Origin of the sequence: Neisseria lisongii, from assembly GCF_028463985.1 — a bacterium.
Classification (GTDB): domain Bacteria; phylum Pseudomonadota; class Gammaproteobacteria; order Burkholderiales; family Neisseriaceae; genus Neisseria; species Neisseria lisongii.
Genome location: NZ_CP116766.1, coordinates 684,287 through 708,738 on the forward strand (window position 1 = coordinate 684,287; position 24,452 = coordinate 708,738).

General features: G+C 50.6%; 20 protein-coding genes, 1 tRNA gene and 1 pseudogene. 12 read left to right on the forward strand and 10 right to left on the reverse strand.

All coding sequences use genetic code 11. From position 1 onward, the window contains the following. Window positions 1-31 precede the first annotated feature (31 nt). The gene (locus PJU73_RS03045) at window positions 32-823 is read right to left on the reverse strand and encodes a polyamine aminopropyltransferase (protein WP_237091134.1); all 792 of its coding nucleotides are present in this window, start codon (window positions 821-823) and stop codon (window positions 32-34) included. Window positions 824-1,108: 285 nt separating this feature from the next. Between PJU73_RS03045 and PJU73_RS03050 the strand changes: the two genes are divergently transcribed. The 3 genes from PJU73_RS03050 to glnD all read left to right on the forward strand — a co-directional run bounded on the left by PJU73_RS03050 (window position 1,109) and on the right by glnD (window position 4,447). Further along, window positions 1,109-1,184 (forward strand) — tRNA-Thr (locus PJU73_RS03050). Between the two features lie 383 nt (window positions 1,185-1,567). After that, window positions 1,568-1,855, forward strand: a complete 288-nt coding sequence (locus tag PJU73_RS03055) for a helix-turn-helix domain-containing protein (protein WP_237091084.1) — start codon at window positions 1,568-1,570, stop codon at window positions 1,853-1,855. A 30-nt stretch (window positions 1,856-1,885) separates the two neighbouring features. Then, window positions 1,886-4,447 carry a [protein-PII] uridylyltransferase gene (glnD, locus tag PJU73_RS03060; protein ID WP_237091085.1) on the forward strand — a complete coding sequence of 854 codons (2,562 nt, stop codon included), beginning with the start codon at window positions 1,886-1,888 and terminating at the stop codon, window positions 4,445-4,447. A gap of 84 nt (window positions 4,448-4,531) precedes the next feature. Here glnD and PJU73_RS03065 read toward each other — a convergent pair whose 3' ends face one another. Both PJU73_RS03065 and PJU73_RS03070 read right to left on the reverse strand, forming a co-directional pair. Beyond that, window positions 4,532-4,831: an AzlD family protein gene (locus PJU73_RS03065; protein ID WP_237091086.1), complete on the reverse strand. Its 300-nt coding sequence runs from the start codon at window positions 4,829-4,831 to the stop codon at window positions 4,532-4,534. Next, window positions 4,828-5,538, reverse strand: a complete 711-nt coding sequence (locus PJU73_RS03070; protein ID WP_237091087.1) for an AzlC family ABC transporter permease — start codon at window positions 5,536-5,538, stop codon at window positions 4,828-4,830. Before PJU73_RS03070 ends, PJU73_RS03065 begins: the two co-directional genes overlap by 4 nt. Before the next feature lie 264 nt (window positions 5,539-5,802). Here PJU73_RS03070 and modA point away from each other — a divergent pair, with 264 nt between their 5' ends. The 3 genes and pseudogenes from modA to guaB all read left to right on the forward strand — a co-directional run bounded on the left by modA (window position 5,803) and on the right by guaB (window position 8,458). Beyond that, a complete protein-coding gene (gene modA, locus PJU73_RS03075) occupies window positions 5,803-6,546 on the forward strand; it encodes a molybdate ABC transporter substrate-binding protein (RefSeq protein WP_237091088.1) in 744 nt (247 codons plus the stop codon). 125 nt (window positions 6,547-6,671) lie between these two features. Further along, a pseudogene (locus PJU73_RS09635) lies at window positions 6,672-6,785 on the forward strand (IS481 family transposase); the annotation flags it as partial. Window positions 6,786-6,994: 209 nt separating this feature from the next. After that, window positions 6,995-8,458 (forward strand): IMP dehydrogenase, encoded by a 1,464-nt coding sequence (guaB, locus tag PJU73_RS03080; protein WP_237091089.1) that lies wholly within the window; start codon window positions 6,995-6,997, stop codon window positions 8,456-8,458. A gap of 545 nt (window positions 8,459-9,003) precedes the next feature. Here the strand turns inward: guaB and PJU73_RS03085 are convergent. The 7 genes from PJU73_RS03085 to leuC form a co-directional block, all read right to left on the reverse strand. Further along, a complete protein-coding gene (locus PJU73_RS03085) occupies window positions 9,004-10,227 on the reverse strand; it encodes an NADH:flavin oxidoreductase/NADH oxidase family protein (RefSeq protein WP_237091090.1) in 1,224 nt (407 codons plus the stop codon). 117 nt (window positions 10,228-10,344) lie between these two features. Beyond that, window positions 10,345-10,680: an ArsR/SmtB family transcription factor gene (locus tag PJU73_RS03090; RefSeq protein WP_237091091.1), complete on the reverse strand. Its 336-nt coding sequence runs from the start codon at window positions 10,678-10,680 to the stop codon at window positions 10,345-10,347. A gap of 219 nt (window positions 10,681-10,899) precedes the next feature. Continuing rightward, window positions 10,900-11,970 carry a 3-isopropylmalate dehydrogenase gene (gene leuB, locus PJU73_RS03095; RefSeq protein WP_237091092.1) on the reverse strand — a complete coding sequence of 357 codons (1,071 nt, stop codon included), beginning with the start codon at window positions 11,968-11,970 and terminating at the stop codon, window positions 10,900-10,902. A gap of 17 nt (window positions 11,971-11,987) precedes the next feature. After that, window positions 11,988-13,076 (reverse strand): site-specific DNA-methyltransferase, encoded by a 1,089-nt coding sequence (locus PJU73_RS03100; protein ID WP_237091093.1) that lies wholly within the window; start codon window positions 13,074-13,076, stop codon window positions 11,988-11,990. Between the two features lie 6 nt (window positions 13,077-13,082). Then, complete coding sequence (locus PJU73_RS03105; protein ID WP_237091094.1) at window positions 13,083-13,895, reverse strand: restriction endonuclease; 813 nt, start codon at window positions 13,893-13,895, stop codon at window positions 13,083-13,085. Between the two features lie 63 nt (window positions 13,896-13,958). Continuing rightward, complete coding sequence (gene leuD, locus PJU73_RS03110; RefSeq protein WP_237091095.1) at window positions 13,959-14,600, reverse strand: 3-isopropylmalate dehydratase small subunit; 642 nt, start codon at window positions 14,598-14,600, stop codon at window positions 13,959-13,961. 153 nt (window positions 14,601-14,753) lie between these two features. Next, the gene (leuC, locus tag PJU73_RS03115; protein ID WP_237091096.1) at window positions 14,754-16,163 is read right to left on the reverse strand and encodes a 3-isopropylmalate dehydratase large subunit; all 1,410 of its coding nucleotides are present in this window, start codon (window positions 16,161-16,163) and stop codon (window positions 14,754-14,756) included. A 335-nt stretch (window positions 16,164-16,498) separates the two neighbouring features. Here leuC and gshA point away from each other — a divergent pair, with 335 nt between their 5' ends. From gshA to ispE, 6 genes are all read left to right on the forward strand, one after another. Continuing rightward, the gene (gene gshA / locus PJU73_RS03120; RefSeq protein ID WP_237091097.1) at window positions 16,499-17,848 is read left to right on the forward strand and encodes a glutamate--cysteine ligase; all 1,350 of its coding nucleotides are present in this window, start codon (window positions 16,499-16,501) and stop codon (window positions 17,846-17,848) included. 174 nt (window positions 17,849-18,022) lie between these two features. Further along, entirely contained in the window at window positions 18,023-20,797 is a 2,775-nt protein-coding gene (gyrA, locus tag PJU73_RS03125; protein ID WP_237091098.1) for a DNA gyrase subunit A, read from the forward strand. 33 nt (window positions 20,798-20,830) lie between these two features. Next, window positions 20,831-21,013, forward strand: a complete 183-nt coding sequence (locus PJU73_RS03130; RefSeq protein ID WP_237091099.1) for a hypothetical protein — start codon at window positions 20,831-20,833, stop codon at window positions 21,011-21,013. 38 nt (window positions 21,014-21,051) lie between these two features. Continuing rightward, window positions 21,052-22,911 carry a tetratricopeptide repeat protein gene (locus tag PJU73_RS03135; RefSeq protein WP_237091100.1) on the forward strand — a complete coding sequence of 620 codons (1,860 nt, stop codon included), beginning with the start codon at window positions 21,052-21,054 and terminating at the stop codon, window positions 22,909-22,911. A 99-nt stretch (window positions 22,912-23,010) separates the two neighbouring features. Continuing rightward, complete coding sequence (gene lolB, locus PJU73_RS03140) at window positions 23,011-23,610, forward strand: lipoprotein insertase outer membrane protein LolB (protein WP_237091101.1); 600 nt, start codon at window positions 23,011-23,013, stop codon at window positions 23,608-23,610. Then, window positions 23,607-24,452: a 4-(cytidine 5'-diphospho)-2-C-methyl-D-erythritol kinase gene (ispE, locus tag PJU73_RS03145; protein WP_237091102.1), complete on the forward strand. Its 846-nt coding sequence runs from the start codon at window positions 23,607-23,609 to the stop codon at window positions 24,450-24,452. The genes lolB and ispE overlap by 4 nt, the downstream gene beginning before the upstream one ends.

Genomic DNA, 24,452 nt, shown 5'->3' on the forward strand with positions numbered 1-24,452 from the left:
CTTTCTGGGCAGGCCGTCTGAAAATCGGTGTTTACAGATAAAAATGCTTGCCGTTATTCGGATTGGCGGCTTTTAAATCGGCAAGCATACGGGTGAAATTCAAATCGTAGCGCTCGGCGAGTTTTTCGGCACGTTTTTTCAGATTGGCAAGATTTTGTTCTTTAGGGCTGTTTTGAAACGCCATCACCGCCATATTGCCGTGGCTCTCGGCAGGCAGCTCCAACACCCGACCTTCAAAAACATTGAGCAGCCGCTCGACAAACTGGCGGTAGCGTTTGTCGCCGCTCCACCAGTTGGTAACAAACACGCCGTCCGGCGACAGGGCGTTGCGGCAGTCGGCAAAAAACGGTTCGCCGACCAGCGCATCGATAATCTGTTCGCCGTCAAAACCGTCCACCAAAATCACATCGGTGCTGTGGCGCAGGGTTTTGATGTATTCCGCACCGTCGGCCTCAATAATTTCAAAGCGTTCGCCTTCAAACGGCAGCTCAAACAGGCTGCGTGCCACCGCAATCACCTGCGGATTGATGTCCACTGCGGTTTGGCGGGTGTCGGGCAGATAAGCGTCTATCCAGCGGGCAAACGAGCCGCCGCCCAAGCCGATTTGGGTAATGTGTTGCGGCGGCGTATCGGCAAACAGCAGCCATGCCATCATCGCACGGCTGTATGATAGCACCAGTTCTGCAGGGTGGTCGGTATTCATCGAGCTTTGAATGGTGGCGCTGCCCAAATGCAGCGAACGGATATTGCCTTCTTCGGAAATGCCCACTTCGGGCAGTTGCGGCTTGGCAGTGCGTAGTCGGCGGTAGGGGTGGGCCATAATCGGTGTCTGACAAAGGAAAAGCGTTTATTTTAACAGATTTTGCGGGGATTTTAGTGCAGATTGTGTGCAGCGGCCGGTTTATCGTAAATTCGCTATAAGATGTTATGTGAAAGCAAAATGTTAGTGAAAAATCTGATTTTAAATCAGATGTTTTTCATATTTTCATCAATTTGGTTGAAAAAATACTTGTCAGGCATACCGTTTTTCAGCATAATTACGTTTTCCTTTCTTGTTGGTTTGGCTGAGTCGGACGGTTTGCCGGATTGAGTCAATATTGTTTGATATGCCGGTATAGCTCAGTTGGTAGAGCACCTGACTTGTAATCAGGGGGTCCCGAGTTCGACTCTTGGTGCCGGCACCAAATTTTGAAGCCGTCTGAAAATGCGATTTTCAGACGGCCTTTTTCTATTTAAGCATTAGCGTTTGGTTTTTATCTTTCTACCATAAATTGACTTGAATCAAAGCATGAATATCATTTTCATCTATAATCGCCTGCAATGGTGAAAACGATTGCGGTGCAACAGCGCTGCAAACAGTTTTACCGTGCTGCAGCCTTCGGGCTGCTGCGGAGATTGTGTTGCCAATAGCAATATTGACTTTATGATTTCGACCTTGATGTAAGTTTTATTATCTCTTTCCTCTTGATGTGTGTGTGTTAGGGCGTGGCCGTTGCGGCCACCCCTTTTTTTTGCCTTTTTTATAAACGTGAAGTAAAATCCGTGATAATAAATACAGGAGCGTATCATGGGTAATAAACTGACGGCACCGGCGCAGTTGCCGGACGAAAACGATTTGCGGGGTGTGTTGGCATACAATATGCGGCTGTTTCGGGTCAATAAAGGCTGGTCGCAGGAAGAACTGGCACGGCAGTGCGGCTTGGACCGGACTTATGTTTCCGCCGTGGAGCGCAAACGCTGGAACATCGCTTTGTCGAATATCGAAAAAATGGCATCGGCTTTGGGCGTGCCGGCGTATCAGCTGTTGATGCCGCCGCAGCATTTGGTGGATTTGTTGGACGCTGAGGCCGTCTGAAAACGGGTAGCAGAATCGGGGAGAACAATCATGCAGGAACAGATTTTAGCGGCGCAGCGGCGTTTTGCTGCAGAACGGCAGGAAGCGGAAGCGCTGTTTTTAAAAAGAAAACAACCGGCGGTTTTTTTCAAACGCTATGCCCGTGCCGCCGAGCAGTTGTTGGCGGCATTGTGGGAGGTTTATTTTTCCGACCGCAAGCTGTGTCTGTTGGCAACCGGAGGCTTCGGGCGGGGAGAGCTGTATCCGTATTCCGATTTGGATTTGGCGCTGGTGTCGCCCGCAACGCTTGACGAAGACGATCAGCAGCAGATTGCAGCATTTGTGCAGACTTTGTGGGACATGAAACTGATTCCCTCGCTGAAAAGCGGTAGCGTGGCGGAATTGTGCGGCAGCGTGAAAGACGATATTTCCGGCGATACGGCTTTTTTGGAAGCCCGTTTGCTGGCGGGCGATGCGGCATTGGCAGCGGCATTGTCGGCAAAAATCAGCGCCCAGAGAGACGTGGCAACCTTTACCGAAGCGAAAATTTTGGAAATGCAGCAGCGGCAGGCAAAATCGCAGGGTTCGGGAACACTGCTTGAGCCGAATATCAAAAGCGGTTCGGGCGGTTTGCGGGACCTGCATACCATGCTGTGGATTGCCAAGGCGCAGGGCTTGGATACCCGGTTTCCGTCTTTAATCCGCCACGGCATTCTGACTTCCGCCGAAGCGGGCATGTTGGCGGAAAGTTACAAGCAGCTGGCGGCGATTCGGATTCACCTGCATTTGTGCGCCAAGCGTGCCGAAGACCGCCTGATTTTCGATTTGCAGGGGCAGGTTGCCGAAAGCATGGGCTGGCAGGACGACAGCCGCCAGCGTAAAAGCGAAAAACTGATGCGGCTGTTTTACCGCACGGTAAAAACCATCAAGCAGCTGCACGGTATTCTGTTGCCGGTATTGCAGGAGCGTATCGACACCAATCCGTATCCGATTACGCTGCGGATTGATGACGACTATATCCAAGTCAATCATCAGATTGCCGCCCGCAATCCGGATATTTTTCTGAATAATCCCGAACATATTTTCAAAATTGTTTCGATTTGGCAAAGCCGCAACGACATTACTTCGCTCGAACCGAAAACCCTGCGGGCATGGTGGGGCGCAAGCCGCAAAATCAAACGCAGTTTTTACCAAAATCCGGCCAACCGCCGCCGCTTTGTCGAATTTTTCCGCAACGGCAACGGCTTGACCCATGTGTTGCGTTTTCTCAATCTTTACGGCGTATTGGGCTGTTATTTGCCGGCATGGGAGAAAATCGTCGGGCTGTTGCAACATGATTTGTTCCATATTTATCCGGTTGACGACCATATTTTGACCGTTGTACACAATATGCGGCGGCTGGCGCTCGACAAACACACCCACGAACACCCGTTTGCCTCTTCCCTGATGCAGGGTTTCGAGCATAAAGCCGTATTGTATATGGCGGCGTTTTTTCACGATATTGCCAAAGGACGGGGCGGCGACCATGCCGTTTTGGGTGTGGACGATGCCCGTGCATTTTCAGACGGCCACGGCTTGAGCAGCCATGAAGCCGATTTGTTGGCATGGCTGGTGGAAGAACATCTGCTGATGTCGGCCGTGGCGCAGAAAGAAGATATTCAAAATCCCGAAGTGATACGGGCATTTTGCCGCAAAGTGAAAACTTATGAGCGGCTGACGGCGCTGTATCTGCTGACCGTTGCCGATATTCGGGGAACCAACCCCAAATTGTGGAACACTTGGCGCGCCAGCTTGCTGGAAAACCTGTTCCACGCCGCCGTGTATCACCTTTCCAGCAACGGCAATACGCCGAATCTGCTGTATAACCGCCGCCAGCAGCGTGCCGCCGATTTTCTGACCCGCAGCGGCGCACCGGAAAAACAGCAGAAAAAACTGTTTCAGATGCTGGGTTCGGACTACTTCGCCAGCCATCAGACACGGGAAATTCTGTGGCACAGCACCAATCTGGTGTATGACTTTGAAACCCCACGAATCCGCAGCCGCATATTGCCCAAAAGCAACAGCTTTCAAGTGATGATTTTCATGCCCAACGGCCCCCGCCTGTTTGCCCGATTGTGCCGCATTTTCAGCCGCCACGGTTTCGATATTCTGGCAGCCAGAGCATTTGTTACCGCGCATAACTATATCTTGGATACCTTCATTGTGCAGATTCCCGAACAGCACGACCCCGAAGATTATCCCAACATTCAAAGCGCATTAGAAGCCGAACTCAACAGTTTCATCCACGGCTACGACCTTTCCGAACAGCAGTACCACACCGGCAGAATCAGCCGCCGCAGCCGCTATATGCCGATTGCCCCCGGCGTGATGATTGCACAGGAAGAAGATTTCCCCGGCTGGTACACCATCGACATCGTCGCCGTAAACCGTCCACTGCTGCTTGCCGACATCGCCGAAGTGTTTTTTGCCCACGACGTGCGGATACGCTACGCCAAAATCGCCACACTGGACGAGCGCATCGAAGACAGCTTCCGAGTGTTCAGCGAACAGCTTGCCGATCCGAAAAAACAGTCTGCTTTAAAACAGGCGCTGCTGGCGCAACTGGCGGTTTAAGAGGAGAAATATGGAGGTGAACATCTGTGATACGTTAATGTGATGACAATCTGTATTGCAGATTGTCTTGTAATACACGGAATTTCAGCGGAACAGATAGCCGAACAGCCCCGATGAACCGACACCGATTAAAACGGTAATCAACATGGAAAAGCGGGAGGCGGCCCAAACCGTCAAGGTGATGGCAATCAGTTCGTGGGGTTTGTCGGACACAAAATAAGGGGCGATAACCGAAATCAAAACGCAGCCGGGCGCAGCTTCCATCACGGTTTGCGCACGGCGGCTCAAGGTTCGGTTGCGCAGGGCGAAAAAACCGAGCAGGCGGGTAGAGTAGGTAACGCCGAGCATGGCGCAGAATACAATGAATGAATCCCACGAAATCATCGGCGTTCCCCAAAACCGTAAGCCGTTAGCAGCCCCGCCAGTGTACCGGCAGGCACATACCATGCGCCGTCCACGCTCAAATAGGTTGCGGCGGCGACCAGCAGGCTGACCAACCACGGGCGGGCGGCGGCAAAGCCTTTCCACATACCTTTGAGCAGCACCAGAAATACCGCCGGAAACGCCATGCCGAAACCCCATGCGGCCACATCGCCGAACAGCGGGCCGAGAGCGGCACCGAAAGCGGCAAAACCGATCCAAGTGATATACAGAATAAAGCACACACCGGCATAAAACGGCAGATTCAGACTGCCCAAGCCCGCAGCCTTGCGTTTTTGTGCTTCAGCCAAACCCATCGCCCAGCTTTCATCGCACATAAAAAACAGTACCGCCATCGCCTTTTTCAGCGGCAGATGTTTCAGATAAGGCGCAAACGCCGCCCCCATCAGAATATGACGGGAATTAATCATCAGGGTTACCGTGGCAATCAGCAAAACCGGCAGCGGGTGTACCCATAGATTAACCGTGGCAAATTCCGAGCCGCCGGCAAAATTCATGCCGGTCATCAACAGCATTTCCAGCCAGCTCATGCCTTTTTGTCCGCCCTGTACGCCCAAAATCAGCGCCCACGGCAGCAAACCGATCAACATCGGCGAACTTTCTTTAATACCGCGTAAAAATTCGGCTCGTGGCGAAGGAAGCGAAGTCATGGGAATGGGGGGATATCGGGAAAAACCGTTATTATAGCCGAAATGTCGGGAACGAAAAGAAGGAACCTACCGTGTCGTTCAGCCTTGTGTTTTTCTTATTTGATTTCATGATTTACGCTTTCGCTCTATAATCCGATTTTATAGTTTGTTTTTTCATCCATGGTTTATGCCGTCTGAAAACGAGCTAAAACTCGTTCCCCTCGTTTTCAGACGGCATTGCGGCTATGGTATCGCCGTTTTTTATGCAATCTTCAGAGAGACATCATGAACAAACCGTTATTGTCTGCTTTCGCCGCTGTTTTGTTTGCCGCACAGGTGCAGGCGGGGGAAATTACCGTGTCGGCAGCGGCAAGCCTGAAAGATGCGTTCGGGCAGATGATTGCGCAATATCAGGCACGTTTTCCGCAAAGCCGGGTTAAGCTGAATACTGCCGGTTCGGGCGCTTTGCTGCAGCAGGTGGCGCAGGGTGCGCCGGTCGATGTGGTGGCGTTTGCCGATGAAGAAACCATGAATCAGGCGCAGAAAAAAGGATTGATTGTGCCGCAAAGCCGCAAAACCTTTGCCCGTAATGCCTTGGTGGTGGCAGCGCCGATTGGCCGCAGCGTGCCGTTTCACGGTTTGGCAGACTTGAGCGGCAGCCGTTTTCAACGCATTGCCCTGAGTCAGCCGCAAAGCGTTCCCGTGGGGCGTTATGCCAAAGCGGCATTGGAAACGGCTGGCGTGTGGCAGCAGCTTCAGCCGAAAATCATTACCACGCAGAATGTGCGCCAGTCGCTGGACTATATCGCCCGTGGCGAGGTAGATGCCGGTTTTGTGTACCGCACCGATGCGTTGCTGATGAAAAATAAAATCAAAGTGTTGCAGATTGTACCGACTGCACAGGCAGTCAGTTATCCGTTGGCGCTGACCCGACACAGCGGCGGCAATCGGGAAGCGGCACAGTTTGCCGCCTATGTCTTGTCGCCGCAGGGGCAGCAGGTGTTGAAACGCTATGGGTTTGGTAGTTGAAACGGTTTTGGGGCGGTATAGTGAATTAACTGAATTTTCTTCGTACTCTAAATTCAACCGAAATGGTCCGTTTCGACACCAATTTGCCTGACTGTACAGCTGTCAGTGCGGCCAAGTTTCTTTTGAAGGAATTGTGCCGTTTTGTGAATTTTTATAATACAATTAAGCCACATAAGGTTTTAAAAGGTGATACACCTTTTGATGTTTCACAGGCTTATTTTTTTCAACCTGTTGTGTAAACAACGCAGTTGTTTTTTTACACGTGCCTTGTCTTGATGTAACTTTAATTTACTAGATATTTTTCGGCTATAGTCAATTAACTACATCAAATCCGCCACCTTTACTGTTTCTGTAAAAAAATTTCATCGCCTGCTTAAAAAACTGTTTTTTGCGGGAAAATCCATGTTATAATGCCCTGCATCTTGCACAAACTGGAAAGCCGAGCATTATGCGTATCGTAGAAAAAGCCTATACTTTTGACGATGTTTTGTTGGTTCCTGCACATTCAACTGTGCTGCCTCGAGATGTCAAACTTCAAACCAAGCTCACCAAAGAAATCACTCTGAATCTTCCCCTGCTTTCTGCCGCTATGGATACTGTAACCGAAGCCCGTCTGGCCATTTCGATGGCGCAGGAAGGCGGTATCGGCATTATCCATAAAAATATGCCGCCTGAAGCGCAGGCGAGGGCGGTGTCTAAGGTTAAGCGGCATGAAAGCGGTGTGGTGAAAGACCCGGTTACGGTTGCGCCTGATGTGTTGATTGGCGATTTGCTGAGAATGCGTGCCGAGCGCAAACGCAAAATGTCCGGCTTGCCGGTGGTGGAAAACGGAAAAGTGGTGGGGATTGTTACCAACCGCGATTTGCGTTTTGAAAACCGCTTGGACTTGCCGGTTTCTGCCATTATGACCCCTCGTGAGCGTTTGGTTACGGTATCGGAGGGTACGAGCATTGAAGAGGCACGCGAGCTGATGCATACGCATAAGGTCGAGCGGGTGCTGGTGCTGAACGAAAAAGACGAGCTTAAGGGCTTGATTACGGTTAAAGATATTGTGAAAACCACTGAGTTTCCGAATGCCAACAAAGATGCCGAAGGCCGTCTGCGGGTCGGTGCGGCGGTGGGAACCGGCGGCGATACCGAAGAGCGTATCAAAGCCTTGGTTGCTGCGGGCGTGGATGTGATTGTAGTGGATACGGCCCACGGCCACAGCCAAGGTGTGATTGACCGTGTGCGGTGGGTGAAAGAAAACTTCCCGCAAGTGCAGGTAATCGGCGGTAATATTGCCACTGCCCAAGCGGCTTTGGACTTGGTGGCGGCGGGTGCGGATGCGGTGAAAGTCGGTATCGGTCCGGGTTCGATTTGTACCACCCGTATCGTTGCCGGTGTCGGTGTGCCGCAGCTGACGGCTATTCATAATGTTGCCGAAGCCTTGAAAGGCACGGGCGTTCCGCTGATTGCCGACGGCGGTATCCGCTTCTCCGGCGATATTGCCAAAGCCTTGGCTGCCGGCGCATACAGCGTGATGTTGGGCGGTATGTTTGCGGGTACAGAAGAAGCGCCGGGCGAAATTGAGCTTTATCAAGGCCGTTCGTACAAATCTTATCGGGGCATGGGTTCGCTGGGTGCGATGAGCCAAGGCTCTGCCGACCGTTATTTCCAAGACAAAACCGACAGTGCCGATAAATATGTGCCGGAGGGCATCGAGGGTCGTGTGCCGTATAAAGGCCCGATTGTGAACATTATCCACCAACTGATGGGCGGTCTGCGTTCCAGCATGGGCTATCTGGGCTGCGCCAATATCGGTGAAATGCACGAAAAAGCGGAATTTGTGGAAATTACTTCCGCCGGTATGAACGAATCGCATGTTCACGATGTGCAGATTACCAAAGAAGCGCCAAACTACCACCGCTGATTTGGATAGTGAAGTAACCTCAAAGCACTACAGTGTTGGCTTTGCCTTGCCGTATTACTCATACTGTTTGCGGCTTGCCGCCTTGTATTGCTTTGGGATTATTTCACTATACAGTAACCCCCTGATGCCTATCTGTCCGAAATCGCATTTTTTGGGGTTTTGATGGGGTATTGATGTCTCATTTTTGGGTTAAGTGAGTATAACTGATGTTGCCCTTGAAAATAGAAAGTAAGGCCGTCTGAAAATTACTTTCCGGACAGCATCTATAGTTAAAATACCGAATTTTCTGTACAAATCGGCAAGCTAAGTTGGTCCACCTGCACTTTGTTCCCTATCCCGCTGGCGGGAAGGGGTTAGGGGAAGGGTGGCTCGCTGTGGTGTCATATTTTTTTGGTTGATTTACTATATTATTAAAAACTCTCAAAAACCCGCCCGCTCTTTTGTGTAAGCGACGGGAATCTTAAATTTTCGCAAATGCCGTCTGAAAAATGAGATTTTCAGACGGCATTTGTCGGTTCAAAAAACTTAGAAACTTTTATCCGCTCTTACGCCCGTTCTTTGCGTAATCCCGCCGTGCCTTTTTCCCATAAAATTGAGAATAACAACCTCCATGCTGTTAAATTTGGGTTGGGGTTTTTGCCTTGGCTGAGGCGTTTCATTTGGTGCATATACCACGCCATTTCCAGCACGGAACCGAGCGTTTGATCAATTTTGTTCACGCCGGTGCGGATCGGTTTGGTTTGTACGGCTTGATAGCGTTTTTCCGCAATCTGGTTGGGTAAATCTGGCACAAGGGCAAAGGGTTTGGCGATGCCGACAAAATCCAACATTTCGCTGTTTACGGCATCGTTCATTGCCTGTTCGCTACGGAAACCGCCCGTAACCACAAGGGGAATGTCGCACACTTGGCGTACTTTTTCGGCAAAGGAAAGGAAATAGGCTTCACGCTGGGCGGTGCTGGCTTTCACGCCTTCCAACATTGTTGGGCTTTCGTAGTTACCGCCCGAAATTTCCAGTAAATCTACGCCCAATTCGGCAAGTTTTTGGGCGACTTGCAAGGCATCGTGTTCGTCAAAACCGCCTTTTTGGAAATCCGCCGAATTGAGTTTGACCGACACAATAAAATCCTTGCTCGTGGCTTGGCGGATGGCGTGGTAGACTTCCACTAAAAAACGCATACGGTTTTCCAACGTTCCGCCCCATTTGTCGGTGCGTTGGTTGTGGTGTGGCGATAAAAACTGGCTGATTAAATAACCGTGGGCAGCGTGGATCTGCACTCCGGAAAAGCCTGCTTTTTCGGCGATTTGGGCAACGGTGGCAAAGCGTTGAATGAGATCTAAAATCTCCGTTTCGCTCAAAGCTCGGGGCGGATTAAAAAACGCACCGACATTTCCGCTCAACGGCACGGCACTCGGGGCAACGGGTTTGGGCGATAAATCTTTCGGCGACTGTTTGCCAGGGTGATTGATCTGCATGAGCAACAGCGTGTCGTTTTGCGTGCCAGCGGTTGCCCAGCGTTGCAACATCGGCAAATCCCGCTCGTCTTCAATCACCACATCATCAGCCGATCCTAACGCCCGATAATCTACCATCACATTGCCCGTAACCAACACGCCAGCACCGCCTTTCGCCCAGCGGTCGTAAAGGGTAACGTAGGCATCGCTTGGGTTGTTGCCCCGTGAAATTTGTTCCGACATCGCACCTTTTAAGATGCGGTTTTTGCTGATTTTGCCGTTTTTTAAGGTAAAAGGGGTTAAAAACGCAGACATTTTACGCTCCATAAGTTGATAGGTTTAAGAATATAAACGCATTAAGCCATTAAAAAAGCCGACATCGGCTTTTGAATGATAGTGAAATAAAATAAGCAAGATACAAGGCGGGCTTGCTTATTTTAGTTCGCTGGATTTTGCTTGATTAAGCGGACAATGCACACCCATCAATTCAACTAACTGCTGCAACAAGCCAAAGGATTTTTCAAAAGACAGCGAATAAAACCGCTCTTTGCCTTGTTGCTCAACCCGCACCACTTCCACCGACAACAACAGCTTGAGATGATGGGATACCGCAGGGCGGGACAAATGCAGCCGTTCGGTCAGCTCATTCACATTCAACCGCCCTTGTTCAAACAGCAACTGAATGATTTTATGACGGTTTTCATCGCTTAACACCGTAAACGTCGGGATACATTCCCGCAAAGTGTCCATGATTGGCAGGTTGCTCATTTTAAATTGGTTTATGAGTTTAAAAATTTGAACGAATTTTAGTGGGGAAGGGCGACGGTGTCAAGAGTGGGGAAGTTTGCCGCTGGTTTTCGATGATTTTTGAAGCAGAAAGAAGGGAATATTTTCAGGATAATTAAACCAAGGCCGTCTGAAAACCGGTTTTCAGACGGCCTCGCTGCTGTAAATAAAAATGCGTGAAGGGTTTCACGCATTTTGGGTTTACAGGGCGGCTAATACGGCATCTCCCATTTCGCTGCAGGATACCAATGTCGTGCCTTCTTCGTAGATGTCGGCGGTACGTTTGCCTTGCTGCAAAACGGTTTGAACGGCTTGCTCGACCTGTTTGGCCCGTGCTTCATCGTTCAGACTGTAGCGCAACAACATAGCGAGGGATAAAATGGTTGCCAGCGGGTTGGCTTTGTTTTGGCCGGCGATGTCGGGCGCAGAGCCGTGCGACGGTTCATACAGGCCTTTGCCGTTTTCGTCTAGAGACGCAGAGGGCAGCATGCCGATAGAGCCGGTCAGCATGGAGGCTTGGTCGCTGAGAATGTCGCCGAAGATGTTGCCGGTGGCAATCACGTCAAATTGTTTCGGCGCACGCACCAGCTGCATGGCGGCGTTATCGACATACATATGGCTCAGTTGTACATCCGGATAGTTTTTAGCAGTTTCGTTGAAAATTTCTTTCCACAATTCGGTGGTTTCCAAAACATTGGCTTTATCGACCGAACAGAGTTTTTTGCCCCGTTTTTGGGCGGCTTCAAATGAAACTTTGGCAATGCGGCGGATTTCGCTTTCGCTATATTTCATGGTGTTGAAGCCTTCACGCTCGCCGTTTTCCAAGGTACGGATGCCGCGCGGCTCGCCGAAATAGATGTCGCCGGTTAATTCCCGCACGATCAACACATCCAAGCCCGCCACGACTTCGGGTTTCAGCGTGGAAGCATTAGCCAATTCGGGGTAGAGTACGGCAGGGCGCAGGTTGGCGAACAGATTTAAATCTTTGCGGATTGCCAGCAAACCGCGTTCAGGGCGCAGCGGACGGTCGAGATTGTCGTATTGCGGCGAACCGACTGCACCGAGCAAGACGGCATCGGCTTTGTGGCAGAGGTTTTGGGTAAATTCAGGATAGGGCGAGCCGTATTGGTCGTAGGCTTCGCCGCCCAATGGGGCATATTCGTAGGCGGCATCCAAGCCCTGTTCGATTAATTTGTCTAAAACACGGACGGTTTCACGCACGATTTCCGGGCCGATACCGTCGCCTCGTAAGATTGCGATTTGTTTGGTCATGAGATTTCCTTTTTACATTAGGGAAGATTGATAAACTGGTAAGGGGTAATGCCTAATCTGGTCTGAATGGTTTTCATTGCAACAGGGGAAATATCTGAACCAATCCAGCGGCGTTGTAAAGATTGGGCTGCCAGCAGAGTACTGCCGCCACCTGAAAAACAATCTAAGATAATTGAATCCGGATTAGAGGATTGGGCGATAATCATTTCTAACATTTCAGCGTTTTTTTCAGTCGGATAATTCGGATATTGAGGGTCTTTATACCGCCAGACATCTTGCATTTTTTTACCTTTATGCTCGTCTGCATACTTTTTGATACGGGGAACGCCGTTTTTAGACCATTCAATCAATCCTTGATTATCCAATGTTTCCAGTTCGGTAGGAGAGCAGCGCCAGTGTCTGCCTTGTGGCGGCATGATGTTTCGCCATGGTTTTCCGGTATCACCGTTTTGTGTTTCTCCCGGAGCATGGGCGGGAACGGTATTATAGCGGCGGCCGTCAATACCGACTTTTTGAAACATTTCTTTTTTTTCGGTTTCACTTAGAGGAACGGTAATCTGGTTAAAAATATTTTTTTTTGCATTCTTGGCATAAAAAAGCACCATATCTTTTTCATTGCCATAGGCCCGGCGGCTGAAATTTTTAGGATTGGATTTAATGCGGGCAATGTCATTTTTGAAATTTTCAATATCAAAAATTTCATCCATAATAATTTTTAAATAGTGTCCCATTTTGGAATCGATATGGACATAGATTGAACCTTGCTCCGATAATAATTCGCGCATTAAAACCAACCGTTCACGCATAAACTCTAAATACTCTTCGGTAGTCCAGTGATCATGATATGCGGTAACGCCTTTTTTGCTGCGGCTGATGGTGGAAATCCGATTTTCTGTTACAGTAAATTGCTGTTGTGTATTGTAAGGAGGGTCGATATATATCAAATCGATTTTACCTCGATAACCATTGTTCAGCAGAATACTTAGTACTGTAAAATTATCGCCTTGAAATAAGATAGGCAGCGTATTATCCAAGTTTTGTAAGGGCGCAGCAGCTAAATTTAGGATTTCAGTTTCAGTCTTTTTTAAAGGATAGGTCAGTTGCATACAGACTCAAAGAGAATAGAGATAATCACGCAGCAATATAGCAGATAAAACTGTTTCAGTCGGCTTAAAAGCTGAAATTGCTTCAAATAATTTATGTTTGCCGGGAATGTATAATACACCGTCTAGAATGGCGATAATGTGTACATGATGTTTGGAAGGTTTTAATTTTGATTGCATTGTTGAAACAGCATCGGCGAATTGTGCATTTTGATGCCCGCCAAAATCAGATAAGAATTTGGCTTCACCGATGATATATTGATGATTGAAACGGGCGATAAAGTCTAAACCTTTGTTATGATTATAGCCTAAATGCTCTTCAGCAAAGTGTTTCATGGCAGCATCGCTTGCATTGAAGATCATATTTTCAGCAGAGGCCATAAATACATCGGCTTGATCGGTTATAGGCGCACCTAATATCCCGCTATCTACCCATCGTTTGAATAGTGGCCCAATTTGTCGGTTGGTTTCTTTGGGAATACTGGTCTTATTAATAATTTCCTCAAACCCCATTTCAAGTAACATTCCGCCAAGACGTGCAACAGTAGCCGGATTACGGTCAATCGCAGTTTTATCACGTTTAAGATATGCAACGTAAGAGTCTTTAATGGGAAATACTTCTTGTTTGAGCAAGATTCTGATGAGTTCTTTATGGTTTTTGCTGTTTAAAGCGTTTTGGATATTATGTTGAGTGTCTGCACTTACTTCTCGGCGAAGATTGACTGACATTGGGTAAACTCGGAAAAGTTGATCCAGATAATCTTTTTGATTAGCTAAATCGATACTTTTTTGTGTCCAGAGATTAGTTATTTTCTTGCTCATTTTTATTCCACATTTATGGGGAGAGCCGTCTGAACCTTAAGAATTCAGACGGCCTAATAAATTTTAACCATTGAATAACCAAGGCTGCGCCTGTCTGCGGTTTTCTTCAAAGGCTTTGATTTCATCAGCGTGCTGAAGTGTTAAGCCGATTTCGTCTAAACCGTTTAAGAGGCAGTGTTTGCGGTGTTCGGTGATGTCGAAACGGAATACGTCGCCGCTCGGGGTGGTTACGGTTTGGGCAGCCAAGTCGATGGCGAGCGAGTAGCCTTCGGCGGCTTCGGTTTCTTTAAATAATTGTTCGACTTCTTCTTCGCTTAAGACAATCGGCAAGAGGCCGTTTTTGTAGCAGTTGTTGAAGAAGATGTCGGCAAACGAGGGGGCGATCACGGCACGGAAACCGTAGTCGTCCAATGCCCACGGGGCATGTTCGCGGGAGGAGCCGCAGCCGAAGTTTTTGCGGGTGAGCAGGATTTGTGCGCCTTGGTAGCGGGGCTGGTTTAATGAAAAATCGGGGTTGAGCGGGCGTTTGCTGTTGTCCATGCCCGGTTCGCCGTGGTCGAGATAGCGCCATTCGTCAAAGGCATTCGGGCCGAAACCGCTGCGTTTGATGGATTTTAAAAACTGTTTGGGAATGATGGCATCGGTATCGACGTTGCTGCGGTCGAGCGGGGCAACGAGGGCGGTAATCTGGGTAAATGCTTTCATAATGGTTTGTCTTTTTGTGTGGCCGTCGGGAAACGGGCTGTTACTTGTTTTCAGACGGCATCAGGCCGTCTGAAAAGTGGGTTGGGAAAGGCGGATTGTTACCGCCCATAGTTTAACCGAAACGGAATGAATGGTGATATGTCGCAAAGGCAATCAGTTCAAACAGCGTACATCGGTAAAATGGCCGCTGACGGCTGCGGCTGCGGCCATGGCGGGGCTGACAAGGTGGGTGCGTCCGCCGTTGCCTTGACGGCCTTCGAAGTTGCGGTTGGAGGTGGAAGCACAGCGCTGGCCGGGAGTCAGGCGGTCGGCATTCATTGCCAGACACATCGAGCAGCCCGGTTCGCGCCATTCAAATCCTGCTTCGGTGAAGATTTTGTCCAAGCCTTCCTGTTCGGCCTGTTCTTTTACCAAGCCCGAACCGGGTACGACCAGAACACGGGAAACGTTGTCTGCTTTTTTGCGGCCTTTGGCAACGGCGGCGGCTTCGCGCAAGTCTTCGATGCGGCTGTTGGTGCATGAGCCGATAAAGACGATGTCCACCGGAATTTCGTTCAGCGGGGTATCGGCGGTCAGCCCCATATATTCTAAGGCACGTTCCATGCCACTGCGTTTTACGGGGTCGCTTTCGTTGGCCGGATTCGGTACTTTGCCGTTGATGTCGAGTACCATTTCCGGCGATGTTCCCCAAGTTACCTGCGGTTCGATGTCGGCGGCGTTAAAGCGGTATTCTTTGTCGAACACAGCGCCTTCGTCCGAAACCAGTGTGCGCCAGTATGCAACGGCTTTGTCCCATGCTTCGCCTTTCGGGGCAAACGGTTTGCCTTCGACATAATCGATGGTAGTTTGATCGACGGCGACCATGCCCGAGCGTGCGCCGGCTTCGATGGCCATGTTGCACAGGGTCATTCGGCCTTCCATGGAGAGGCTGCTGATGGCTTCGCCGGCAAATTCGATGGCGTAGCCGGTACCGCCGGCGGTGCCGATTTGGCCGATGATGTAGAGGGCAACGTCTTTGGCGGTAACGCCGGTTTTCAGACGGCCTTCAACAGCAATACGCATGGATTTGGATTTTTTCGCAGTGATGCACTGGGTGGCCATGGTGTGTTCGACTTCAGATGTGCCGATACCGTGTGCCAATGCACCGAATGCGCCGTGGGTGGACGTATGCGAGTCGCCGCAAACCACGGTCATGCCCGGCAGGGTTGCGCCTTGTTCCGGCCCCATCACATGCACGATGCCCTGACCTTTGTCCATAAACGGGAAATAGGCCAATGCGCCGAATTCTTTGATGTTTTTGTCTAAAGTATCCACTTGCAGTTTGGAAATCGGGTCTTGAATACCTTTATCCCAATCGCCGGTCGGCGTGTTGTGGTCGGCGGTGGATACCACGCTGTCGATGCGCCACAGTTTGCGGCCAGCCATTTTCAGGCCTTCAAATGCCTGCGGGCTGGTTACTTCGTGTACCAAATGGCGGTCGATATAGAGCAATACCGTGCCGTCTTCTTCTTGGCGGACAATATGGCTGTTCCACAGCTTGTCGTAGAGGGTTTGTGCGTTCATGATTGATTGTTCTTTGTATTGGGATTAAGCAGATGAATAGGTTGATATTAGACGGATTAGCGTTTTCTTGCAACTTAATTTGTCTAATTTTTGCAAAAATCTTTAGGCAAGGGTAGGTTTGGGTTATAAAATTAGACAATATGTACAATTTTTGAGCTTTATCCGATTTTTCGGCAGTTAAGGCCGTCTGAAAAACGAGTTTTGTGCATTTTCAGACGGCCAAAGCGGTATCAAACTGTTGCGGCAAAGCGGCTGCGTCCGGTCGGGCTTGTCTAACTTATCAAAATAGCACTATGATACGGGTTTTGTTTTTATCCGATAAAAGGTCAGTTATTATGAAATTGCCGGTTATTGCTCAAGAACACATGGCGCAACTGCAAGATTTTGAGGCCGCCGTTTTGGCGAACCACGCTAAGATTGAGGCATGGTTCCGCACGCAGTGGCAGCAGCACAAACCGCCGTTTTACGGCTCGGTCGATATCCGCAATGCCGGTTATAAAATTTCCTCTATCGACATGAATCTGTTTCCGGGCGGGTTTAACAATCTGAACCCGAACTTTATTCCGCTGGCAGCGGTGGCGGCGCAAGATGCGGTGCAGCGTGCCTGCGATACGGCGAAATCGGTGCTGATTATTCCCGAAAACCACACCCGCAATACATTTTATCTGCAAAACGTTTATGCCTTGTCGAATATTTTACAGTCGGCAGGTTATGAAGTGCGTTTGGGTAGCCTGAATCCCGAAATCACCGAACCAACCGAGCTGGCAACCGCTTTGGGCGACACCATCTTGCTTGAACCGCTGCTGCGCACTCGTGATCGGGTTCATCTTTCAGACGGCTTCTCGCCATGCGTGGTATTGCTGAACAACGACTTGTCGGCAGGCGTACCGGAAATTCTGCAGGGCATCAGCCAAACGCTGTTGCCGCCGCTGCACGGAGGGTGGACGACCCGCCGCAAAACCGCCCATTTTGCCGCTTATAACGAAGTCGCCGCCGATTTTGCCGCTTTGCTCGGTATTGATGAATGGCAGATTAATCCGTATTTCGAACAAATCAGCGGCTTGGATTTCCAAGAACGTGAAGGCGAAGACGCTTTGGCGGAAGCGGTGGAACGGATGTTGGCAAAAATTCAGGCCAAATACGATGAAAAAGGCATCAGCGACAAACCGTTTGTGATTGTGAAGGCCGATGCCGGAACATACGGCATGGGCGTGATGAGCGTGAAGTCGGCAGACGAAGTGCGCGGCCTGAACCGCAAAAACCGCAACAAAATGGCGAAAGTCAAAGAAGGTCTGGAAGTAACGGAAGTGATTGTTCAGGAAGGTATTTATACCTATGAAACGCTGGATGGCGCAGTTTCCGAGCCGGTGGTATATATGATGGACCGCTTCGTAATCGGCGGTTTTTACCGAGTACACGAAGGGCGGGGCGCTGATGAGAATCTGAACGCCGGCGGTATGGTGTTTGTGCCGCTGCAAAACAGTATCCCAACCGGCAACGGCGACAATTCCCAAGAAGCCCCTGAAGCCTGCAAGCGGGTATTCGAGCAATGGGATTCGCTGGGTATGCCCAGAGCGCAGACCGACTGCACCATCGACAACGAACACAACCGCCTGTATGTCTATAGCGTAATGGCGCGCCTGTCGCTGCTGGCCGCTTCCATCGAGCTGGAACGCACCGCCTGACGGGTTGCGGCAAAGGCCGCAAAACAGAGTAGTTGTCAAGATGCCGTCTGAAAACCGCTGTTGCCGGTTTTCAGACGGCATTTCTGCATTTTCAGGGCGGACGAATAATGGCGTACCACCCCGTTTTTGTGGTAAAATCAACGCTCATTTTTGCTTGTACGAACACGGAATATCATGACTGACGCAACTGTACGCAACGACCATAAGTTTGCACTGGAAACCTTACCGGTAAGTCTCGAAGACGAAATGCGCAAAAGCTACCTCGATTACGCCATGAGCGTGATTGTGGGGCGGGCGTTGCCCGATGTGCGCGACGGTTTGAAACCGGTTCACCGCCGTGTGCTGTATGCCATGCACGAGTTGAAAAACAACTGGAATTCGGCATACAAAAAATCAGCCCGTATTGTCGGCGACGTAATCGGTAAATACCACCCGCACGGCGATTCCGCCGTTTACGATACCATCGTGCGCATGGCGCAGGATTTTTCCATGCGCTATATGCTGGTGGACGGTCAGGGCAACTTCGGCTCGGTAGACGGCGACGGCGCAGCGGCCATGCGTTATACCGAAATCCGTATGGCGAAAATCGCCCACGAGATGCTGGCAGACATCGAAGAAGACACCGTAAATTTCGGCCCGAACTATGACGGCAGCGAACATGAGCCGCTGGTGTTGCCGACCCGCTTCCCGACTTTGCTGGTCAACGGTTCGTCAGGTATTGCCGTCGGTATGGCGACCAATATTCCGCCGCACAATTTAAGCGACACAGTTCAAGCCTGTCTGCGGCTGTTGGACGAGCCTGAAACCGATATCGATGCGTTAATCGACATTATCCAAGCCCCCGATTTTCCGACCGGTGCGACCATTTACGGCTTGAGCGGCGTACGGGAAGGCTATAAAACCGGCCGCGGCAGAGTGGTAATGCGGGGCAAAACCCACATCGAAACCATCGGCAAAAACAGCGAGCGTGAAGCCATCATCATTGATGAAATTCCGTATCAGGTAAACAAAGCCAAATTGGTGGAAAAAATCGGCGAGCTGGTGCGTGAAAAAACGCTGGAAGGCGTAGCGGATTTGCGGGACGAATCCGACAAATCCGGTATGCGTGTCGTGATTGAACTGAAACGCAACGAAAACGCCGAAGTGGTGTTGAACCAGCTCTACAAACTGACCCAACTGCAAGACAGTTTCGGTATCAATATGGTGGCGTTGGTGGACGGTCAGCCCCGCCTGCTCAATCTGAAACAGATTTTGAGCGAATTTTTGCGCCACCGCAGGGAAGTCGTTACCCGCCGCACCCTGTTCCGTCTGAAAAAAGCCCGCCATGAAGGCCATATCGCCGAAGGTAAAGCGGTGGCCTTGTCGAATATCGATGAAATGATTCGTCTGATTAAAGAATCTGCAGATGCGCCGGAAGCCAAAGAAAAACTGCTGTCCCGTGCGTGGCAGTCGCTTCTGGTGTCGGAAATGCTGTCCCGTACCGATTTGGATATGAAAATGGCACGCCCAGAAGGGCTGGCGGCTGGATTGGGGCTGCAAAGCCAAGGTTATTATTTGAGCGAAATTCAGGCGGATGCCATCTTGCGCATGAGCCTGCGCAACCTGACCGGCTTGGATCAGGAAGAAATCGTCGGCGACTATAAAAACATCATGGCGAAAATCATCGATTATCTGGATATTTTGGCCAAACCGGAACGGATTACCCAAATTATCCGTGAAGAATTGGAAGAAATCCGCAGCGGTTTCGGCGACGGCCGCCGCAGCGAAATCAATCCGTTCGGTGGCGACATTGCCGATGAGGACCTGATTCCGCAGCGTGAAATGGTGGTAACGCTGACCCACAGCGGTTATATCAAAACCCAACCGACCACCGATTATCAGGCACAGCGCCGGGGCGGACGGGGCAAACAGGCGGCAGCAACCAAAGACGAAGACTTTATCGAAACGCTGTTTGTCGCCAATACCCACGATTATTTGATGTGTTTCACCAATTTGGGCAAATGCCACTGGATTAAAGTCTATAAATTGCCCGAAGGCGGCCGCAACAGCCGTGGCCGTCCGATCAACAACGTGATTCAGTTGGAAGAAAACGAAAAAGTCAGCGCCATTCTGGCGGTGCGGGAGTTCCCGGAAGACCAATATGTGTTCTTTGCCACGGCACAAGGCATGGTGAAAAAAGTTCAGCTTTCCGCCTTTAAAAACGTGCGCGCGCAGGGCATTAAAGCGATTGCCTTGAAAGAAGGCGATTATCTGGTCGGCGTGGCGAAAACCGGCGGAGCAGACGACATTATGCTGTTTTCCAACTTGGGTAAAGCAATCCGCTTTAACGAATACTGGGAAAAATCCGGCCAAGACGATGCCGCCGATGTTGAGGCGGAAAACGAAACCGAATTTTCAGACGGCCTTGACGACGAAGAAGCCGAAAACGCTTTGCCGAGCGGTAAACACGGCGTACGTCCGAGCGGACGGGGCAGCGGCGGTATGCGGGGTATGCGTTTGCCGCAAGACGGTAAAATCGTCAGCCTGATTACCTTTGCGCCCGAATGCGAACAGAGCAGCCTGCAGGTATTGACCGCCACCGCCAACGGCTACGGCAAACGCACGCCGATTGCGGATTACAGCCGCAAAAACAAAGGCGGGCAGGGCAATATCGCCATCAATACCGGCGAGCGCAACGGCGATTTGGTCGCAGCAACATTGGTGGATGAAAGCGACGATTTGATGCTGATTACCAGCGGCGGCGTGTTGATCCGTACCAAAGTCGAACAAATTCGTGAAACCGGCCGTGCCGCCGCCGGCGTGAAACTGATTAATTTGGATCAGGGCGAAACGCTGGTGAGCTTGGAGCGAGTAGCGGAAGAGCCTGACGAAGAAGCGGAGGGCATGGAAACAGAGCTTGCTGCTGATGAAACCGTTGCCTCTGAAGCAGAAATTGCGCAGCCGGAATAAGATATGCCTGAATAAATCGCGATCAAGCAAACCATGCCGTCTGAAAACCGGTTTTCAGACGGCATTATTGTCGGCGGACGGGCGGGAAAGATTATGGTACAGTTACGTTTTACCGAAAACATTTTCCCTTTTTGCCGCCGAATAGGCCGTCTGAAAAACGGGTTGAATCAAAACCGAAGCATACAGGGTTTCACACGGCGTTGCCCGCCGGATTGAAAATCTTTGTTTCGGTACAGAACATCAGAGGAAATTTCATGTTTTTGAATGCGTCCCACAAACTTCGTACATTGGTCTTCAGCTTGGCGCTGGCGTTTGCCGTTCCTGCTTATGCAGCGCCCGAGCAGCCGGCGGACCAATCTTCGTTCAGCAGCGACAGTGCGCAGCCGAAAAAACGCCGCCGCATTCCCTTAGACGAAATGGAGCGGGCGCGGCGGGAAGCAGTATCCGAACGTGCCAGCCGCATTTTTTCCTTATTGTCTGCGGAAATGATTTTGAGCGAAGGGCAGGGTTATCCCGCTTTGCAGGTGTATGCGGACACTTTAAAGAAAACCCGTTCGCCCGAAGTAGCGGAACGTGCGGTAGAAATTGCCCTGTCGCTGAACCAAATCCGGCAGGCGCAGAATTTTTATGCTTCGTGGAAAGCATTCGAACCCGAAGCGGGCAATGCCCAAAAACGCACGCAATGGCTGCTGGCTCTGTTGCCTGAGAGCCGTATAGAAACGTCGGGAAATCTGAAAAACCTGTTGGACAAAGCCGATGAAGAAGATATCAAACGCACTTTTCTGCTGGCGGCGCAAATGATTTTCCGTCAGCCGAAGCCGTCTGAAAACACGGCGGCACAAATCCATCAGGCGGCGAAACAGTATCCTGACTTGGCTGAAGCGGCGGTTGCCGATGCGGTGTACAGTGCCGAAACCGGTAATAGCAAAAATGTGCAGGCAGCGTTGCAGCGGCTGGCCGCCGAAAAGGCGCAAAATCTGTACCCGACACATTCGACATTGAGGTTTCTGACCCTGCGCCATCCGGAAACATTGGCCGCATTTTTCGATACACACAACGCCCCCTTGCCGCCGGCGTGGGCAAAAGCAGAAACCGCTGTTCTGCTGAAGTTGGGGCGTGTCGAGCAGGCTTACGAACGCAGGCTGACCCGTTTGCAGGAACAGGCAGCTTCGGAAGATTATCTGGAAGCGGCGATATTGGCGGAGCGTCTGCAAAAAGACAAGCCGGCCATCAAACATTATTTGCAAAAAGCATTTGAAACCGGCAGCGGCGAACAGAAAAGCCAAGTAGCGGCGATGGCGGCAATCCGAGCCATCGACCAACGCAGTTATACCGAAGCGGCGCAATGGGCGGGGAAAATCGACTCACCCGCCTACCGCTACGATCGCTTGCTGATTCAGGCTAATCTTGAAGTGGCGCAGAAACAGTTTGCCCAAGCCTTGAAAACCATCCGCCTTGCCAAGCAGTCGGCAGACAAGCAGGGCAGGTTTTTCGGCGAAAGCGATGAGCAGCGGATTTATCTTTATACCTTAAGTATGCAGTTGCCGCAGCAGGCTTTGGCAGAATTGAATACTTTGGCGGCAAAAACCAAAAAACAGGGCAATGAGCAGCAGTTGGCAGAAATTTATTATCAGCGGGGCTTGGTGCATGAACGTTTGGGCCGTTATGCCGCCGCTATTGCCGATTTGCGTGCCTATTATGCCGCCAATCCCGACAGCGCTTCGGCGATGAATGCTTTGGGCTATACGCTGCTTTCTCAGCCGCAGCTGCAAAACACACCCGATGAAGCGTTTACCCTGATTCAGACGGCCTACAACCTGTCGCCGCAGTCCGAAGAAATCAACGACAGCCTCGGTTGGGCCTATTATCTCAAAGGCGACACCGCAGCGGCGTTGCCGTATCTGCAATATGCTTACCGGCATTATCAAGATGCCGAAATAGCCGCCCACTTGGGCGAAGTATTGTGGCAGTCGGGCGAGCAAGAACAAGCGAAACAGGTTTGGCAGCAGGGATTGAAATTGCAGGGCAATACTGAACTGCTGAAAAACACCATGAAAAAATTCGGCGTATTGCCGATAAATGCCGAACCCAAACGCAAAACCGGAAAACGTTAAGCCTTAAGGCCGTCTGAAAACACCGTTTTACCGCAAGCCGCATTTTAGCTTCGCAGAAACCCGTTCCCCTCGTTTTCAGACGGCATCAGAGAGAGATTGATGATGACACGCAAAATTTTACCCTTTGCCGCCGCCGTTTTACTGGCAGCATGTGCGCAAAACAACTATACCGAACAAAGCGAATGGCCGCAGGCGCAGGAAATTGACGACTTCGCCGCCGACGGCAGACTGGCTGTTAAAATCGAAGAAAAAGGCTCGTATGCCAATTTCGACTGGCGTTATCAGGGGCAGATGCAGACCGTGGATGTCAATACGCCGCTGGGCAATACGGTGGGCAGATTGTGCCAAGATAGCTTGGGCGTATTGGCGGTTGATGCCAAAGGCAGAGTATATCAGGCACAAAATGCCGCCGAACTCAGCAGCAGCCTGTTGGGGTTTGAATTGCCGCTGCAATATCTGCACCTGTGGGCATCGGGCAAACGGGCGGCAGGCGAGCCGTATCAAATCCTTGCCGACGGCCGTTTGCAGCAATCGGGCTGGAACATCCGGCGTTCGGTGGGCGAGCAAAACGAAGCCAAAATCTTATTTTTGGAAAACAGCAAATTAAGTATCCGTTTGGTATTTGACGATTGGGACAAATTGCCGAAGTCCGAGCGCAAAATGCAGTGTGCCGAACGCAGCGGAGCCGAGCAGCCATGAATATTCCCGCCGATGCGCAGGCATTTCCAGCCCCCGCCAAACTAAATCTCGACTTGCGCATTATCGGGCGCAGGGCAGACGGTTATCACGAACTGGAAAGCATTTTTTGCCTGATCGGGCTGTATGATACTGTATATCTGCGGTTGCGGCAGGACGGCAAAATCATTTTGCACAATCCTGTAGAAATCGGCGCACCGGAACGGGATTTGGCCTATCGTGCGGCACAATCCCTGCAGCAACGCAGCCAAACCGCTTTGGGCGTTGAGATTTGGTTGGATAAAAAAATCCCGACCGGCGGCGGCTTGGGCGGCGGCAGTTCGGATGCGGCAACGGTTTTACTGGCATTAAACCGCCTGTGGCAGTTGGATTACGGTTTTGACACATTGGCGGGTTTGGGTGTTCGGTTGGGAGCGGATGTGCCGTTTTTTCTCTTTGGACGCAGTGCGTTTGCCCAAGGTGTCGGCGAGAAACTGAGGGCGATTGATGTGCCGAAACAATGGTATGTGGTAGTGAAGCCTGAGGTTCATGTTGCCACGGCGAAAATTTTTTCGCACCCTCGCTTGACACGGGATTCAAAACCTAGCATAATGCCGACTTTCCAAAGCATACAGCCTTTCAGAAACGATATGCAGGCAGTGGTATTTCAGGAATATCCTGAAGTGGCGCAGGCATATAAAGATTTGGCAGTTTATGGAAAAGTCTTGATGACCGGTTCGGGAGCATGTTTGTTTTTAGCAACCCAATCTCATCAGGAAGCAAATACAATATACCGGCAGATTTCGGAAATATATGAAGCATATTGTGTAGAAGGTTTAGACTTCCACCCCTTGTTTCGTGTATAA

What these genes read in the sequence shown, in the direction of transcription:
- PJU73_RS03130 (WP_237091099.1), top strand. Translation starts at nt 20,831, where the DNA reads ATGCCGTCTGAAAACCGGTTTTCAGACGGCATTATTGTCGGCGGACGG.
- PJU73_RS03070 (WP_237091087.1), bottom strand. Translation starts at nt 5,538, where the DNA reads ATGACTTCGCTTCCTTCGCCACGAGCCGAATTTTTACGCGGTATTAAA.
- PJU73_RS03090 (WP_237091091.1), bottom strand. Translation starts at nt 10,680, where the DNA reads ATGAGCAACCTGCCAATCATGGACACTTTGCGGGAATGTATCCCGACG.
- leuD (WP_237091095.1), bottom strand. Translation starts at nt 14,600, where the DNA reads ATGAAAGCATTTACCCAGATTACCGCCCTCGTTGCCCCGCTCGACCGC.
- PJU73_RS03100 (WP_237091093.1), bottom strand. Translation starts at nt 13,076, where the DNA reads ATGCAACTGACCTATCCTTTAAAAAAGACTGAAACTGAAATCCTAAAT.
- lolB (WP_237091101.1), top strand. Translation starts at nt 23,011, where the DNA reads ATGATGACACGCAAAATTTTACCCTTTGCCGCCGCCGTTTTACTGGCA.
- leuC (WP_237091096.1), bottom strand. Translation starts at nt 16,163, where the DNA reads ATGAACGCACAAACCCTCTACGACAAGCTGTGGAACAGCCATATTGTC.
- PJU73_RS03105 (WP_237091094.1), bottom strand. Translation starts at nt 13,895, where the DNA reads ATGAGCAAGAAAATAACTAATCTCTGGACACAAAAAAGTATCGATTTA.
- PJU73_RS03135 (WP_237091100.1), top strand. Translation starts at nt 21,052, where the DNA reads ATGTTTTTGAATGCGTCCCACAAACTTCGTACATTGGTCTTCAGCTTG.
- PJU73_RS03085 (WP_237091090.1), bottom strand. Translation starts at nt 10,227, where the DNA reads ATGTCTGCGTTTTTAACCCCTTTTACCTTAAAAAACGGCAAAATCAGC.
- glnD (WP_237091085.1), top strand. Translation starts at nt 1,886, where the DNA reads ATGCAGGAACAGATTTTAGCGGCGCAGCGGCGTTTTGCTGCAGAACGG.
- guaB (WP_237091089.1), top strand. Translation starts at nt 6,995, where the DNA reads ATGCGTATCGTAGAAAAAGCCTATACTTTTGACGATGTTTTGTTGGTT.
- gshA (WP_237091097.1), top strand. Translation starts at nt 16,499, where the DNA reads ATGAAATTGCCGGTTATTGCTCAAGAACACATGGCGCAACTGCAAGAT.
- gyrA (WP_237091098.1), top strand. Translation starts at nt 18,023, where the DNA reads ATGACTGACGCAACTGTACGCAACGACCATAAGTTTGCACTGGAAACC.
- PJU73_RS03055 (WP_237091084.1), top strand. Translation starts at nt 1,568, where the DNA reads ATGGGTAATAAACTGACGGCACCGGCGCAGTTGCCGGACGAAAACGAT.
- leuB (WP_237091092.1), bottom strand. Translation starts at nt 11,970, where the DNA reads ATGACCAAACAAATCGCAATCTTACGAGGCGACGGTATCGGCCCGGAA.
- modA (WP_237091088.1), top strand. Translation starts at nt 5,803, where the DNA reads ATGAACAAACCGTTATTGTCTGCTTTCGCCGCTGTTTTGTTTGCCGCA.
- ispE (WP_237091102.1), top strand. Translation starts at nt 23,607, where the DNA reads ATGAATATTCCCGCCGATGCGCAGGCATTTCCAGCCCCCGCCAAACTA.
- PJU73_RS03065 (WP_237091086.1), bottom strand. Translation starts at nt 4,831, where the DNA reads ATGATTTCGTGGGATTCATTCATTGTATTCTGCGCCATGCTCGGCGTT.